Source organism: Nocardia carnea, assembly GCF_029868855.1.
GTDB classification, from domain to species: Bacteria; Actinomycetota; Actinomycetes; order Mycobacteriales; family Mycobacteriaceae; genus Nocardia; species Nocardia carnea_A.
Genome location: NZ_JARWOV010000282.1, coordinates 16479 through 31499, shown reverse-complemented (window position 1 = coordinate 31499; position 15021 = coordinate 16479). Strand labels below are relative to the sequence as shown.

At 68.0% G+C, this 15021-nt stretch carries 14 protein-coding genes; 11 read left to right on the top strand and 3 right to left on the bottom strand.

Features of this window, described 5'->3' with window-relative positions:
• Positions 1-148: 148 nt before the first annotated feature.
• The 3 genes from grpE to QH195_RS29155 are packed head-to-tail and all read left to right on the top strand — an operon-like array spanning position 149 to position 2520.
• Positions 149-886, top strand: a complete 738-nt coding sequence (grpE, locus tag QH195_RS29165) for a nucleotide exchange factor GrpE (protein ID WP_280437744.1) — start codon at positions 149-151, stop codon at positions 884-886.
• Positions 887-937: 51 nt separating this feature from the next.
• Complete coding sequence (gene dnaJ, locus QH195_RS29160; protein WP_280420233.1) at positions 938-2095, top strand: molecular chaperone DnaJ; 1158 nt, start codon at positions 938-940, stop codon at positions 2093-2095.
• Positions 2095-2520 carry a heat shock protein transcriptional repressor HspR gene (locus QH195_RS29155; RefSeq protein WP_280420232.1) on the top strand — a complete coding sequence of 142 codons (426 nt, stop codon included), beginning with the start codon at positions 2095-2097 and terminating at the stop codon, positions 2518-2520. The genes dnaJ and QH195_RS29155 overlap by 1 nt, the downstream gene beginning before the upstream one ends.
• A gap of 39 nt (positions 2521-2559) precedes the next feature.
• On the opposite strand, the gene QH195_RS29150 is transcribed toward QH195_RS29155, so the two are convergent.
• A complete protein-coding gene (locus QH195_RS29150) occupies positions 2560-3342 on the bottom strand; it encodes an FAD-binding oxidoreductase (RefSeq protein WP_280420231.1) in 783 nt (260 codons plus the stop codon).
• 170 nt (positions 3343-3512) lie between these two features.
• Complete coding sequence (locus QH195_RS29145; RefSeq protein WP_280420230.1) at positions 3513-4670, bottom strand: globin domain-containing protein; 1158 nt, start codon at positions 4668-4670, stop codon at positions 3513-3515.
• 335 nt (positions 4671-5005) lie between these two features.
• Here QH195_RS29145 and clpB point away from each other — a divergent pair, with 335 nt between their 5' ends.
• From clpB to QH195_RS29110, 7 genes are all read left to right on the top strand, one after another.
• A complete protein-coding gene (gene clpB, locus QH195_RS29140; RefSeq protein ID WP_280420229.1) occupies positions 5006-7609 on the top strand; it encodes an ATP-dependent chaperone ClpB in 2604 nt (867 codons plus the stop codon).
• Between the two features lie 162 nt (positions 7610-7771).
• The gene (locus tag QH195_RS29135) at positions 7772-8569 is read left to right on the top strand and encodes a DUF5666 domain-containing protein (protein WP_280437743.1); all 798 of its coding nucleotides are present in this window, start codon (positions 7772-7774) and stop codon (positions 8567-8569) included.
• Positions 8570-8634: 65 nt separating this feature from the next.
• Positions 8635-9702, top strand: coding sequence for a hypothetical protein (locus QH195_RS29130; RefSeq protein ID WP_280420227.1), 1068 nt, complete (start codon positions 8635-8637; stop codon positions 9700-9702).
• Between the two features lie 124 nt (positions 9703-9826).
• Positions 9827-10375, top strand: a complete 549-nt coding sequence (pyrE, locus tag QH195_RS29125) for an orotate phosphoribosyltransferase (RefSeq protein ID WP_280437742.1) — start codon at positions 9827-9829, stop codon at positions 10373-10375.
• A gap of 81 nt (positions 10376-10456) precedes the next feature.
• Complete coding sequence (locus QH195_RS29120) at positions 10457-11515, top strand: beta-ketoacyl-ACP synthase 3 (RefSeq protein WP_280420236.1); 1059 nt, start codon at positions 10457-10459, stop codon at positions 11513-11515.
• A gap of 2 nt (positions 11516-11517) precedes the next feature.
• Positions 11518-12207, top strand: a complete 690-nt coding sequence (locus QH195_RS29115; RefSeq protein ID WP_280437741.1) for a lysoplasmalogenase — start codon at positions 11518-11520, stop codon at positions 12205-12207.
• A 132-nt stretch (positions 12208-12339) separates the two neighbouring features.
• Positions 12340-12654: a DUF4190 domain-containing protein gene (locus QH195_RS29110; protein WP_280420224.1), complete on the top strand. Its 315-nt coding sequence runs from the start codon at positions 12340-12342 to the stop codon at positions 12652-12654.
• 37 nt (positions 12655-12691) lie between these two features.
• On the opposite strand, the gene QH195_RS29105 is transcribed toward QH195_RS29110, so the two are convergent.
• Positions 12692-13468 (bottom strand): TrmH family RNA methyltransferase, encoded by a 777-nt coding sequence (locus QH195_RS29105; protein ID WP_280437740.1) that lies wholly within the window; start codon positions 13466-13468, stop codon positions 12692-12694.
• 393 nt (positions 13469-13861) lie between these two features.
• On the opposite strand from QH195_RS29105, the gene QH195_RS29100 reads away from it, so the two are divergent.
• Entirely contained in the window at positions 13862-14950 is a 1089-nt protein-coding gene (locus QH195_RS29100) for a glycoside hydrolase family 76 protein (RefSeq protein WP_280437745.1), read from the top strand.
• Positions 14951-15021: the final 71 nt, after the last annotated feature.

Sequence of the window (15021 nt, the reverse complement as noted above, 5' to 3'; positions counted from 1 at the left end):
CCCACTCGCTGGCGTGGGGCCTGGCGATCTCCGCGGCGGGGGCCGCGGGGGGGGGGGCGGCCGGTGACGGTGCCGCGAAGGGGACCGCCGGTGACTACCATGTGGTCGACGCCGAGGTCGTGGACGAACCGGTCGACACGGAGAAGAAGTGACGAACGCGGGTAACAATTCCGAGGAACCGATCAGCTTCGTCGACAAGCGCAAAATCGATCCGGAAACCGGCGAGGTCCGGGATCCGGCCGGGGCTGCCGATGAGGCCGCCCCGGCCGGGGACGGGACCGCCGCGGACGCCGAGGAGCGGGTCGCTCCGCAGGCGCCGCAGTCGGGTCTGGACGGTGACGGTGCCGAGGCGGCCGCCGAGGCCGCGCCGGTATCCGATCCGGCGGCCGAACTCGCCGAGCGCACCGCCGATCTGCAGCGGCTCACGGCGGAGTACACCAACTACCGGCGCCGGGTCGAACGCGATCGCAAGACCGCGATGGATACCGCGAAGGCCGCCGTGGTCACCGAGCTCCTGGGTGTGCTCGACGACCTGGACCGCGCCAAGGCGCACGGCGACCTGGAATCCGGACCGCTGCGTTCGGTGGCCGACAAGCTGATCGAGGCACTGCGTAAACAGGGGCTCGAAGAATTCGGATCCGAGGGCGATACCTTCGACCCGAATCTGCACGAGGCCGTACAGCACGAAGGCGCCGGGCACGATCCGGTGATCGGCGTGGTGATGCGTAAGGGTTACCGCTTCGGTGAGCGGGTGCTGCGGCACGCGCTGGTCGGGGTGACCGACGGCGTGGGTGATACCGCGGCCGACAGCACCGCCGATGCCGCTGCCGCGGCCGAACCCGCAGCAGCGGAGGCATCGGATGCGGATGCCGGCTCGTCGAACTAGTGATCCCGCGGCGCGGGGTCGCGCAGCGATGGGGAAAGGAGGAGATGCCCGGTGAGTCAGCGGGAGTGGATCGAAAAGGACTTCTACAAGGAACTGGGCGTCTCCTCCGACGCCTCCACCGAAGAGATCAAGAAGGCCTACCGCAAGCTCGCCCGTGATCTGCACCCGGACGCCAATCCGGGTGACGCCAAGGCCGAGGAGCGGTTCAAGGCCGTCAGCGAGGCCCATACCGTGCTGTCGGATCCGGCCAAACGCGCCGAATACGACGAAACCCGCCGCCTCTTCGCGGGCGGCGGGTACGGCCGGGGTGGTGGTTTCACCCCGGGCGGCGGTGGCGGTTTCACCCAGGGTTTCGACCTGGGCGATATCTTCGGGCAGGCCGGTGGCGCCGACGGCGGTCTGGGCGACCTGTTCGGTGGACTGTTCAACCGGAGCGGTACCCGCACCAGCCGGCCGCGCCGGGGGGCGGATGTGGAGGCCGAGACGACCCTCGGGTTCCGCGAAGCCGCACGCGGCGTGACGGTTCCGCTGCATCTGACCAGTCCGTCGCCGTGCACCACCTGTCACGGCAGCGGTGCGAAACCGGGTACCAGCCCGCGGGTGTGCCCGATCTGCAACGGCAGCGGTGTGGTGAGCCGGAACCAGGGCGCGTTCGGTTTCAGTGAACCGTGCGACGAATGCCGCGGCACCGGGTCGATCATCGACGACCCGTGCGTCGACTGTCACGGCAACGGTATCCAGAACCGCACCCGCACCATCAATGTGCGGATCCCGCCGGGTATCGCCGACGGGCAGCGTATCCGGCTGGCCGGGCAGGGCGAGGCCGGACTCCGGGGCGCCCCCTCCGGCGACCTCTACGTCACGGTGCGGGTGAGCCAGGACAAGGTCTTCGGCCGGACCGGCGACGACCTCACCCTGGCACTGCCGGTCAGCTACAGTGAATTGGTGCTCGGCACGACCGTATCGGTGCCCACTCTGGAGGGCCGGGTCGGCGTGAAGGTGCCACCGGGTACCGCGGACGGCCGCACCCTCCGGGTGCGGGGCCGCGGAGTTCCCAAACGTGGTGGCGGAGCCGGTGATCTGCTGGTCACCGTGAAGGTCGCCGTGCCGCCGAAGCTGGACGACGATGCCGTGGCCGCGCTGCGTGCGCTGCAGGAGGCGGAGAAGGCCAGCGGCTTCGATCCGAGAGCTGGATGGGCAGGTGCGTGATGTCCAACGATCCGAAACGGGCATCCGAGAGTGGTTCGGCGCGGGCGGAGGCGCGCGCCGAATACTTCGTGATCTCGGTGGCCGCCCAGTTGGCGGGTATGCATGCGCAGACCTTGCGCACATATGACCGGCTGGGATTGGTGACACCGCAGCGCACTTCGGGTGGCGGCCGGCGCTATTCGGAGCGGGACGTGGAGCTGCTGCGCGAAGTGCAGCGGCTGTCCCAGGACGAAGGCGTCAATCTGGCCGGGATCAAACGGATCATCGAACTCACCAACCAGGTGGCCGAGTTGCAGGAGCGGGTGGTCGAACTGACCGCGGCGCTGGAACGGGAACGAGCCCGGCCGGATTATCGGCCCGAACTGATCCCGCCGCAGCGCAATACCGCATTGGTTGTCTGGCAGCCACGCAACCGGCGGCGGTGATTTTCGCGGCGTCTGCGGCGCCGCGGGAGTTCCGCCGGGTCAAGCGCCTTCGAATTGGATACGCTCCGGCGGGGTTCCGGCGTCGAGTAGTCGCTCCACGGTGGACCGGGTCATTGCGGGCGACCCGCACACCAGGACCTGGTGGCGGTTGAAACTGCCGTAGGAGCCGACCACTTCGGCGAGGGTCCCCTGAATCAGATCGTCCTCGTCGAAACCGATATCCACCCGGTGCCGGTCGTACCACTCGTCGGGCCAGGACGGGTCCTCGAGACGTTCCACGACCGGCACCACGGTCAACCACGGCAGGTCCGCCGCCAGGAGTACCAGCATGTCCGCGGCGTACAGATCGCGCGGGGAGAAACCACCGAAGAAAAGGTAGGTGGTCGGGGGGTAATCGTGGCGGGCCAGTTCGAGGAGCTGGGACCGCAGCGGTGCCAGGCCGGTGCCGCCGGCGATCATCACCACCTCGTCGCCGTCGGGGTCCACACTGAACATGCCTTCCGGCGCAGCCAGTCTCCAGCGGTCCCCGGGCCGGGTGTCGGCGACGATCCCGCTACTGCACCAGCCGCCCGCCACGGTGCGGATATGGAACTCGAGTTTGCCGTCCAGCGAGGGCGGGAGCGCCGGGGAGAAACGGCGGCGCATCCCCGGGAACTGCGGAACCTCGACCTCCACGGACTGTCCCGCGGTGAACGGGACGTATTCGCCGATCAGCCGGATCACCGCCAGATCGTGGCGCAGCCGGTGATGTTCGACCACGTCCGCGAACCACTGGGTCGGCTGGCCGGGTCGGTGCGGGTCGACGCGAGGGCCATTGGTCACTGGCACTCCTTCGGAGCAGATTTGTGCGGTCGGCGGAGGTGTGGGCGTTGTATTTCCGGCGCTTCCTCGGAGCGGGCGTACGCGGTTCGCGGCGGCCGGAGCGGAGATATCGCGCCATTCTCCCGCCGACCGTGGCATCGCGGCAAGGTCTGCCGGGGCCGGGCGCCGGATCAGACCGGATCGGTGCTGATGATCTCCTCCGGGGTGCCGACAGCGAGCAGCGCGCGCCGGGTGTCGGCGATCATCTTCGCCGAACCGGCGATCTGGATCTGCCGATCCTCCCACGCACCGAAACTGGCCACGACGGCGCCGAGGTTTCCGACCAGCCGCCGATGCATCCCGTAGGGCGCGTCCTCGGTGGGATGCGGGTACCACCACGGGTTGGTCTTGTGCTCGCAGACCGGGACGATGGTGAGCCACGGGTTGCTCTGCGAGAGCTGCCACATGTTCTCCACGTCGTAGAGGTCGCACGGGTACGCGCCGCCGATGAAGAAGTGCACCCGGGGATTGATTCCGCGGCGGCCCATTTCGATCAGCTGCGCGCGCAGCGGTGCGATACCGGTACCGGAGCCGATCATCAGTACATCGCGGCCGCTGTCCTGGTCCACCTGTAGTCCGCCGAGCGGCCCGCCGATGAGCCAGCGGTCGCCGACCTTGGTCTCGTTGACGATGGAGGGGCTCACCCAGCCGCTGCGGACCTTGCGCACGTGGAATTCGATCTCGCCGTACGGATTCGACGGGATGGCCGGGGAGAGGTAGCGCCACATCCGGGGCCGCTGCGGGACCGAGACGGGGACGTACTGGCCGGCCAGATAGGGGATCGGGTCATCGGACTGCAAACGCACGATGGCCAGGTCGTCGAGTACGTGCCGGTGCCCGACAACGGTGGCCTCCCAATAGGGCGGGGAATCATCGGAATTGGCGCCTATCGCCATGGCGGCGGAGATGAGCAGGCAGACATCGCGCCATCCTTCGGCGAGTTCTCTGGTCCAGTTCGGGCCGTTGTAGGTTCCGAAGGCGGCATAGAGCGCGGGACCGGCCTGATCGTAATGCGCGGCCTCGACCCCGTATTTGCGGTGATCGCGTGCCAGTTGTTCGAGGAACTTCTGTGCACGATCCCAGTCCTCCAGGTGATCCAGCATGTACTGGATCGCGGTGGTCAGCCGTTTCGCCTGCATATCCATGGTCGGCGGGAACAACTCCCGCAGCCGCGGATTCTCGGCGAACAGGTGACCGTAAAAAGCGCTGACCAACCGCTCGGGTCCATGCGGTGCGTCGAGCACCGACTGGAAATTGGCGCGGACCAGCGCTGCCGAACGCGCATCCACGGCGTGGAGCTTCCTTTCCCTGATATCTGCCCGATAAGGACGTTGCCGTTACCGGCGGTCCTTCATCCGACCAGTATCCCCGAAAATTGTGATGATGGTGGATGTGAAATACGAATAGATGGTTTGGCCGATCTTGTTCGCGGGTATCGCGGCGGCGGCTCCGGCCGGGCGCCGGCATCTTCCCGGCAACCTGCCGCCGAGGTCGGCGGCGGAAAAATCCCAGACTTGAGCGGAACAGACTCAACCTTTCGAACGTTGAACCGGACAGAACGGCACGAGTCCCCGGGATCGGGCGCGGTTGCCGGAGGAGATATCGACTAGCAGGAAGGTGCTTCGTGGACTCGTTCAATCCCACCACCAAGACCCAGGCCGCCCTGACCGCCGCTCTCCAGGCGGCGTCGGCGGCCGGTAACCCGGAGATCCGTCCGGCCCATCTGCTGGTGGCGCTTCTGGACCAGACCGACGGGATCGCCGGGCCACTGTTGAAAGCGGTCGGCACCGATCCCGCCACGGTGCGCCGCGAGGCCCAGGACATCGTCGACCGGCTGCCCCGTGCCACCGGTGCCACCACCACCCCGCAGCTCGGCCGGGAGGCGCTGGCCGCGATCACCGCGGCGCAGCATCTGGCCACCGAACTCGGCGACGAATACGTCTCCACCGAACATGTGATGGTCGGGCTCGCCACCGGCGATACCGATATCACCATGCTGCTCGAGAAGTACGGTGCCACCTCGGCCGCGCTGCGCGAGGCCTTCACCGCCGTCCGGGGCAACGCCAGGGTCAGCAGCCCGGACCCGGAAGGTAGCTACCAGGCGCTGGAGAAGTACTCCACCGATCTCACCGATGCCGCGCGCTCGGGCAAACTCGATCCGGTGATCGGCCGCGATACCGAGATCCGCCGCGTGGTGCAGGTGCTGTCGCGGCGGACCAAGAACAATCCGGTGCTCATCGGTGAACCCGGCGTCGGCAAGACCGCCATCGTGGAGGGCCTGGCCCAGCGCATCGTCGCGGGCGACGTACCCGAATCACTGCGCGGGAAGAGCGTGATCTCGCTCGATCTCGGTGCGATGGTCGCGGGGGCGAAGTACCGCGGCGAATTCGAGGAACGGCTCAAGGCGGTCCTGGAGGAGATCAAGTCCAGCGCGGGCCAGATCATCACCTTCATCGACGAACTGCACACCATCGTCGGTGCCGGCGCGACCGGCGAATCGGCCATGGACGCCGGAAATATGATCAAACCGATGCTGGCGCGCGGCGAACTGCGACTCGTCGGCGCGACCACGCTCGAGGAATACCGCAAGCACATCGAGAAGGACGCGGCCCTGGAACGCCGCTTCCAGCAGGTGCTCGTCGGTGAACCCTCCGTCGAGGACACCGTGGGAATCCTGCGGGGCATCAAGGAACGCTACGAAGTGCACCACGGTGTGCGGATCACCGATTCCGCGCTGGTGGCGGCGGCCACCCTCTCCGACCGCTACATCACCTCCCGGTTCCTGCCGGACAAGGCGATCGACCTGGTGGACGAATCCGCCTCCCGGTTGCGGATGGAGATCGACTCGCGGCCGGTGGAAATCGACGAAGTGGAACGCGCCGTACGCCGCCTCGAGATCGAAGAGGTCGCGCTGGCCAAGGAAACCGACGAAGCCTCCAAACAGCGGCTGGAGAAGCTGCGCGGCGAACTGGCCGACGGCCGGGAGAAGCTGAACCAGCTCACCACCCGCTGGCAGAACGAGAAAACCGCGATCGACCAGGTGCGGGTGCTCAAAGAGCAACTCGAGGGCCTGCGCGGCGAATCGGAACGCGCCGAACGCGACGGCGATCTGGGCAAGGCGGCCGAACTGCGGTACGGCCGGATCCCCGCGCTGGAAAAGGACCTCGCCGAAGCCGAACGGGCCTCCGGGGCGGCGGCCGACGGTGAGGTGATGCTCAAGGAGGAGGTCGGGCCGGACGATATCGCCGAGGTGATCTCGGCCTGGACCGGTATCCCGGTCGGCCGGCTGCTCGAGGGTGAAACCGAGAAACTGCTCCGGATGGAGGCCGAACTCGGCCGGCGCGTGGTCGGCCAGACCGATGCGGTGCAGGCGGTTTCCGATGCGGTGCGGCGCGCCCGCGCCGGGGTCGCGGACCCGAACCGGCCCACCGGGTCGTTCATGTTCGTGGGACCCACCGGCGTCGGTAAGACCGAACTGGCCAAGGCGCTCGCCGACTTCCTGTTCGACGACGAACGCGCCATGGTCCGCATCGATATGAGCGAGTACAGCGAGAAGCACGCGGTGGCCCGGCTGGTGGGCGCGCCACCCGGATACGTCGGCTACGACCAGGGCGGTCAGCTCACCGAGGCGGTGCGGCGGCGGCCCTACACGGTGGTGCTGTTCGACGAGATCGAGAAGGCGCATCCCGATGTTTTCGACATCCTGCTCGCGGTGCTCGACGAGGGCCGGCTCACCGACGGTCAGGGCCGGACGGTGGACTTCCGCAACACCATCCTCATCCTCACCTCGAACCTCGGTGCCGGCGGTGACAAGGATTTCGTGATGAACGCGGTGCGTTCGGCGTTCAAACCGGAATTCCTCAACCGCCTCGACGACGTGGTGATGTTCAGCTCGCTGGACGAGGACCAGCTCGCCCATGTCGTCGATATCCAGCTCGAACAGTTGCAGCGGCGGCTCGCGCAGCGGCGGCTCACGCTGGAGGTCAGCGATTCGGCGCGATTCTGGCTGGCGGTGCGCGGCTACGACCCGGTGTACGGCGCCCGCCCGCTGCGCCGGCTGATCCAGCAGGCCATCGGCGACACCCTGGCCAAGGAACTGCTGGCCGGGGAGGTCACCGACGGCGACACGGTCGAGGTCGGAGTGAGCCCGGACGGGGACGGTCTGATGGTGGGGCGCAGGCTGCGCGAACCGAGCACGGCGGCCGCGGGCGGCGTGGCGACACCGTAAGAGCACGGCGGCATCACCGCGCCGACCGGAATCGAGCCGGATACGACGGAAGCCGTCCCGGGTGAGTGTGCTCGCCCGGGACGGCTTGCGGTGTGGGTGGAGTGTCGGCATGTTTACGCGCAGCACCGAGCCGTCGGGGAGATACCGCTTAGTCTGGGTGGTATGACCAACCCGAACGATCCCTGGGCAAGGCGGCCGGACGACGATCCGACCCAGCGCCTGGGTCAGCCGGGAGAATCGGCCACCGAGAAACTGCCCACGGCCGACGGCCCGGGCTTCGTGGAGCCGACCACGGCCTACCCGGGTACCGATCCCTACGGCGGCTGGGGCCCGGGCCCCAACCCGACCCGGGAGATGCCGACCTACGACAGTTACGCCTACGGCAATCCGCAATGGGGTACCGGTGGGCCGGGCCTGCAGGACCCGTACGGGCAACCCGGCGGCCCCCTGCCCGGGCAGGAACCGCCGCGGCCACCGTCGAACAAGACCGGAATCTGGCTCGGGGTCGGCCTGGCCGCCATCGTGCTGATCGGCTTGGCCGGAGTGGGCGCCGGAATGCTGTTCGGTGGTGACGATTCACAGTCCACCGCCAGTGATACGTCAACCACCAGCCGTACGCTCGGCCGGCAGGTTCCGCCGCAACCCGAGGAATCGTTTCCCGAGCTACCGCCCCTGCCGGGCGACCCGGGTATGCCCGCTCCGGGTGATCCGGACGGCGGTGGCACCACCATGGGCACCATCAGCTCCAACAGTGGTGGCACACTGACCCTCAGCACACTCACCGGTACCGAGGTCACGGTGCATACGACCGAGGCCACTCAGGTGATCTCGCTGGCGGGCGCCACGGTCGATGCGCTGCCCGCCGGGGATCTGGTGATCGTGCAGGGGCAGCAGAGCCCGGATGGATCCATTCAGGCCGAGGTGATCATCAGCACCGCCCTCGACGGGGGCGGCCGATGAGAAAACCGCGGCGCGCAGTGTGGGTGCCCGGCATTACGCCGGGCGGGTGGATAGGCTAGGCGACGATGACGGCAATGTGGTTCGGGCTGGCGGCAATCACCCTCGTGGGTGCGATCGTGCTGCTCTACTTCGACCGGCGCCAGCGGCAGCGGACCGGTCACGCGCGCCAGGTGTGGGCGAAAGCCCAGGGATACACCTATGTGTCGGTGGAACCGGCGCTCGCTTCGACCTGGCGGCGCGGTGCGCTGGCCAAGCTCGGGTACCTGACGGCGGTCGATGTGGTGACCGGTATCCGGAAGGGCGAGAAATTCGTGCTGCTGGATCTGGAGGATTCCGCGACGCTGGTCGCGGTGCGCCGGCAGATCGGCTCGGATATCGACGTCGATATGCGGGTCAAGACGATGAATCCGCCGAAGGACGCCGATCTGGAACTACTCGGCGCCATCGGCGACCGGGTCGTGTTCGCGACCAATCCGGAGATCGCCCGGCACGCGGTGGACCAGCGAATGGTCGCGTTCATCGAATCGCTGTCCGATACGGTGCAGATGCTGTGGAGCGAGGGCAATTGGACCCTCGGCATGCTTCCGGTCGGCACGGTCGCCAAGGACTGGGAGACCGGTATCGACGCCGTCCTGCGGCTGTCCGGTCTGCTGCACGTACTGCCGCCGGTCACCGAGAACCGTGGCGACGAACAGGATCCCCGCCCGGCGCACCCTCGGGCACGGATCCGTTCGGCGGAGTACGACGACGATGATCCGGACGGCCCGGGCACCGGTTACGACGACTACGACGAATACCCCGACGACACCGACGACGACTACGGTCGCCCGGGGCCCAACGTCCGCTACCGGCGCGACGTTCCGGAAGATCTCGCGGACCCCGGCGACCGGGACATCCCCGGTGACGAGGCGCCGCCGCGCCGGCCGAGCCTGGCCGTGGTGCCCGACGCCCGGCCCGCGAATCGCCCCTCGCGTCCCGAACCGGCCGGTGCGCGGTCCGGCGGTGCCGAGGAAACGGATCGGTCCGCCCCCGGCCGCCGCGATTCCGTCGCCGACGACGAGCACGCCCCCCGGCTCCCCGGCGGTCCCTTCCACCCCGGTTTCCGCCCCTACCAGGGTCCGGTGCCGCAGTAGCTCCGCGATGACTCGCGACCTGCGGTAACCGTCGTGGCGGCATCCCCGTATCCTGCTCGCAGGGCGCCGAGCATGCCCGCGACAACACTCGCCGCGACTCGCCTCCACGGGCGGAAGGACACCGATGATCGACCAGGCAACGACCGACCGGGATGTCTTGGCCGGGCTGGTGCGCGATTTAGCCGTCGTGCACGGCAAGGTGACATTGTCCTCCGGAAAAGAGGCCGACTACTACGTCGACCTGCGGCGTGCGACCCTGCACCACCGCGCCGGCCCGTTGATCGGCAAACTGCTGCGGGAACTGGTCGCGGACTGGGAATTCGACGCGGTCGGCGGGCTCACCATGGGCGCCGATCCGGTCGCCCTGGCGGTGATGCACGCATCCGGCCGGCCCATCGACGCCTTCGTGGTACGCAAGGCCGCGAAAACCCACGGGATGCAACGGCAGATCGAAGGCCCCGATGTGGTGGGCAAACGGGTGCTGGTCGTGGAGGACACCACGACCACCGGCAATTCTCCGTTGACCGCCGTGCGTGCGTTGCGCGAGGTGGGCGCGACGGTGGTCGGGGTGGCCACCGTGGTCGACCGGGAAACCGGCGCGGATCGCGTGATCGCCGACGAAGGATTGCCCTACCGCTCCATACTCGGTCTGAAGGATCTGGCACTGGGCTGAGGCGACGGGCTGTTCGACGTCGCGTCCGGCTCCGTTAGCCTGGGAATCCGTCAGAACTGTGAGTGAAGGGTCGTGAGCGTCGTGGTGAGCATTGCCGGCAAAAAGGGGCACGACAACGTCGCGATGCTCGGAATCGGTGCCTACCGGCCGCAGCGCGTGGTCAGCAACGACGAGGTGTGCCAGGTGCTGGATTCCTCGGACGAGTGGATTTTCGAGCGCAGCGGTATCCGGAACCGGCGCTGGATCAGCGGCGACGAATCGTTGCGATCGATCTCGGTGGCCGCCGGCGGGCGGGCGTTGCGCAACAGCGGGGTGGATCCGTCCCGCATCGGCGCGCTGATCCTGGCCACGTCCAGCTGGCCGATGCTGACCCCGCACGGTGCTCCGATCGTTGCCAGTGATCTGGGAATGAACGGTATCCCCGCCTTCGATCTCACCTCCGGCTGCGGTGGGTTCGGCTACGGGCTCGGTGTGGCCGCGGATATGATCCGCGCCGGTTCCGCCGAATACATACTGCTCATCGGTGCCGAGACGATGACCATCGGGATCGACCCGACCGACCGGGGCACGGCATTCATCTTCGGTGACGGCGCGGGCGCGGTGGTGCTCGGGCCGAGCGAGGACAACGGGATCTCGCCGACGGTCTGGGGCAGTGACGGCGAGAACGCCGAGGCGATCAAACAGGACGTCAACTTCATCGATTACATGCAGCGGGCGCAGGATCTGCAGGGCACCGATCCCGAGGTGGAGCCGGTCGGTCGGATGGCACTGCGGATGGAAGGACCGCGGGTTTTCCGCTGGGCGGCCGTCACCTTGCCGCGTGCGTTGTCCACCGCACTGGATATGGCCGGGGTATCGAAGGAAGATATCGAGGTCTTCATCCCGCATCAGGCCAACGCCCGGATCAACGAGCTGATGAAGAAGAACCTGGGCTTGGCCGACGATATCCCGATGGCGGGCGATATCGAGAACACCGGAAACACCTCCGCGGCCTCGATTCCGCTGGCCATGGAGGAGATGCTGGCGACCGGTAAGGCCAAGGGCGGTCAACTGGCCTTGCTGCTCGGATTCGGCGCCGGGCTCAGCTATGCGGGACAGGTCGTGACCCTGCCGCCCGCCCCCGCCGAGGCGAGCCTGTAGCGATGCGGCCCTTCCGCGCGGGTTATCTGGTCGCGACCGCCGTCACCGTGGCGGGTGCGCTGACCGGGCGGCAATCGTTGCAGTGGGTGGCGAAACCGCTGATGATGCCGTTGCTGGCGGCCGATATCGCCACCAGCACGGCGGATATCGCGGCGCCGGAGCGCGCCCTGCTATTGAGTTCGCTCGGCGCCGCGACCGTCGGTGACGTACTGCTGATCGAACCCGACGACGATCGCCGGCTGATCGCCGGTGCCTCCTCGTTCGCGGTGATGCAAAGCGGATACGCGGCGCTGTGGTGGCGCCGGGGTGCGCGTCCGCGGTCGAATGTCGTCATTCCCCGGGTGCTGGCCTGGGCCGCCGCCGCCGGGATGCTGCGGACAAAGGCGCCCGCGCTGGCCGCGCCGTTGAGCGCCTACGGTCTCACCCTCGGCAGCGCGGCCGTCCTGGCTTCCGATCCGGCCCTGGCCCCGGAGGCGAAAAGCATTGCCGGGCTCAATATTCCCGATGCGGAGCCGCGCAGCCGGCTCGGCCTCGGCGCACTGTTGTTCACGGTGTCCGACGGTCTGATCGTGGTACGGCGGCTTTTCGCCCGCGGGCAGCGGTCACGACGGGTGATCGAGGGGATCATTCTGGCGACCTACGGTGGTGCCCAGTTCCTGCTCGCCGATCCGGAGGCGCACGTGCGGCAGTGAGCCGGAGGCTCACCTGCGACGCTGTGCCGGAGGCGCACGCGGGGACTGTGCCGGAGGCGCATTCGTGGTACCGAGCCGCGGCCTGCGGTTTTCCGGTCGTGCGGTTTCGACGGGTGCGGTTACTATCCACGCATGAGTTACCCCACCCCGCCGCCCGGGTACGGATATCCCGGATACGGTCCGCCCCCGCCGGACCATCCGCAGACCACCACCGTGCTCGTCCTCGGGATCGTCAGCTTGTTCTGTGCGATCTGCGGTCCGTTCGCGTGGGTGATGGGGAAGAAGGCGCTCAACGAGATCGACGCCTCCGCCGGCACGGTCGGTGGCCGTAGCAATGTGATGATCGGTTACGTACTCGGCATCGTCACATCGGTCGTGCTGATCCTCTATTTGCTCGCGATCATCTTCTTCATCGTGCTGGCGGTCGTCGGGGCGGCTTCGGCCTGATATTCGCAGGCCCGGTTTACGGAAACCCCGGGGACCCTCACCAGGCGGTGGTGAGATCGGCGTGCTGCCGGATCCAGGTGTGCATGGCGATACCCGCCGCGACACCCGCGTTGATACTGCGAGTGGACCCGAACTGGGCGATGGAAACGGTGAGTACCGCGGCATCGCGGGCGCCGTCGCTCACCCCGGGGCCTTCCTGACCGAACAGCAGCAGGCAGCGCCGCGGCAGGCGCACCGTTTCCAGCGGCACCGAGCCCGGCACATTGTCCACCGCGACCACACTAAGGTCCTCGGCGGTGGTGAATTCCAGCAGCGCCTCGATATCGGGGTGGTGGACGATGTGCTGGTAGCGGTCGGTGACCATGGCGCCGCGCCGGTTCCAGCGGCGGCGGCCGACGATATGTACCGCGCCGGCCGCGAAGGCGTTGGCGGTGCGCACCACGGTGCCGATATTCGCGTCGTGCCCGAAGTTCTCGATCGCGATATGGAAGGGGTGGCGGCGCCGGTCGATATCGGCGACGATCGCCTCCCGGGTCCAGTACCGGTACGCGTCGACCACATTGCGGCGATCGCCCTCCGCGAGCAGGACCGGATCGAGCCGGTCGTCCTCCGGCGGCGGCCCGGTGTGTTCGGCGGCCCACGGTCCGACTCCCTGCGGGTGTTCGCCCCATTCCGTGGGGCCGGGTTCGCCCGCTGTGGGATCGGCTGTTGTATCGTCGTCGCGCCGTGCGCCGGGGTCCGGTGCGACCGTTGCGGTGGCCTCGGCTGGGCGATGGTCGGGGCCGGGGTCGGCCGATGGCGCTGCGTTCGTCACGGCACGATCGTAGTTCGGTCCGGTGGATGGGCCGCTGTTCGGTCTGGTCCGGTCGAAATTGCCTGTGCCGATTCGATTTACTGCCGGATCACGTTCTCGACGAGCGAGGCGCGCGCGAAAAACGGCTCGTATGTTAACCGCCCTTGACATAGCAGTAGGACATTGCTCCGCGCTCTGTCCGGCGGCAATTCACCTCGCAGCCGACACGAGCGCCGGTGAATCGAACGGTTCCGCCTCGACTCGGTAACAATTGAGCGGCGAGAATTCCGTTTTTCCTGGCAATATGGGTGCATGACCTCGCCCAGCGACGATCTCGACGTTCCCCGGCGCGCGTCCGGGCAACAGCGCAGGGCGCAGGGCAACCCCGGGACACTCTGGTCCGACCGTGCCGATATGGCCGAGGCCGCCGTTGTGTCGCGGCATATCGAACCGGTGTGGTTGCTGCCCGGTACCGCCCTCGGTGTGGTGGGCTGGCCCTCCACCCGGCGGGAACGCTTCTTCCTCACCTGGCATTACTGGTGGCAGGCTCATCTCATCGATTGCGCGGTCGATGCCGCCAACCGGGCGCCGACGATCGAACGCCGTAAACGGATCGGCGCACTGGTCCGTTCGCACCGCATGCGCAATCTCACCGGCTGGACCAACCGCTACTACGACGATATGGCCTGGCTGGCCATCGCCCTGGAACGGGCGGCCCGGGTGCAGGACAACGACGAGGCACGCGGCGGCCTGGGGCCGCTGGAACAGAAACTGTTCGGTGCCTGGGACCCGGCGGTGGGCGGCGGTATTCCGTGGCGGACCGGGGACGATTTCTACAATGCCCCGGCCAACGGCCCCGCGGGTATTGCACTGTCCCGGCTGGGCCGCTACGAGCGGGCCGCCGAAATGGCCGAATGGATCGATACCACCCTGCGGGATCCGGAGACCGGCCTGATCTTCGACGGTATCCATCTCCCGTCCGGCAGGCTCGAGAAAACGTTCTACAGCTACTGCCAGGGCGTCGTGCTCGGGTTGGAGACCGAGCTCGCCGTGCACACCGGTGATCCGGTCCACCTCGACCGCGTGCACCGGCTCCTCGACGCGGTGGAGGTCAACCTCACCAGCGACGGTGTGATCCGGGGAGGCTCCGGCGGCGACGGGGGTTTGTTCAACGGAATCCTCGTCCGCTATCTCGCCCTGGTCGCGCTCATGCTGCCCGGTTCGGAACACGAACAACTCGCCGATCGGCGGATCGCCGCCCGGATCGTCGAGCAATCCGCGGCCGCGGCCTGGGCCAACCGGCTCGACGTGGAGGGCGAACCGCTGTTCGGGCACGACTGGACCCGCTCGGCCCAGCTGCCGGGGGGTACCGCGGGCGCCGGTGGTCTCAATTCGAACGGCGCGGTGACCTCCTCCCGCGTCCCCGAACGCGATCTATCGGTACAGCTCTCGGGATGGATGCTCATGGAGGCTGCTCATATGGTCACCGCGGCGGGACTGTAGCTCCCACCGCCCGGCGCCGGTGCCGTACGAGCGCGGCATCGGTTTGTGCTCTCCGGTGCCCAGCGCCGGCA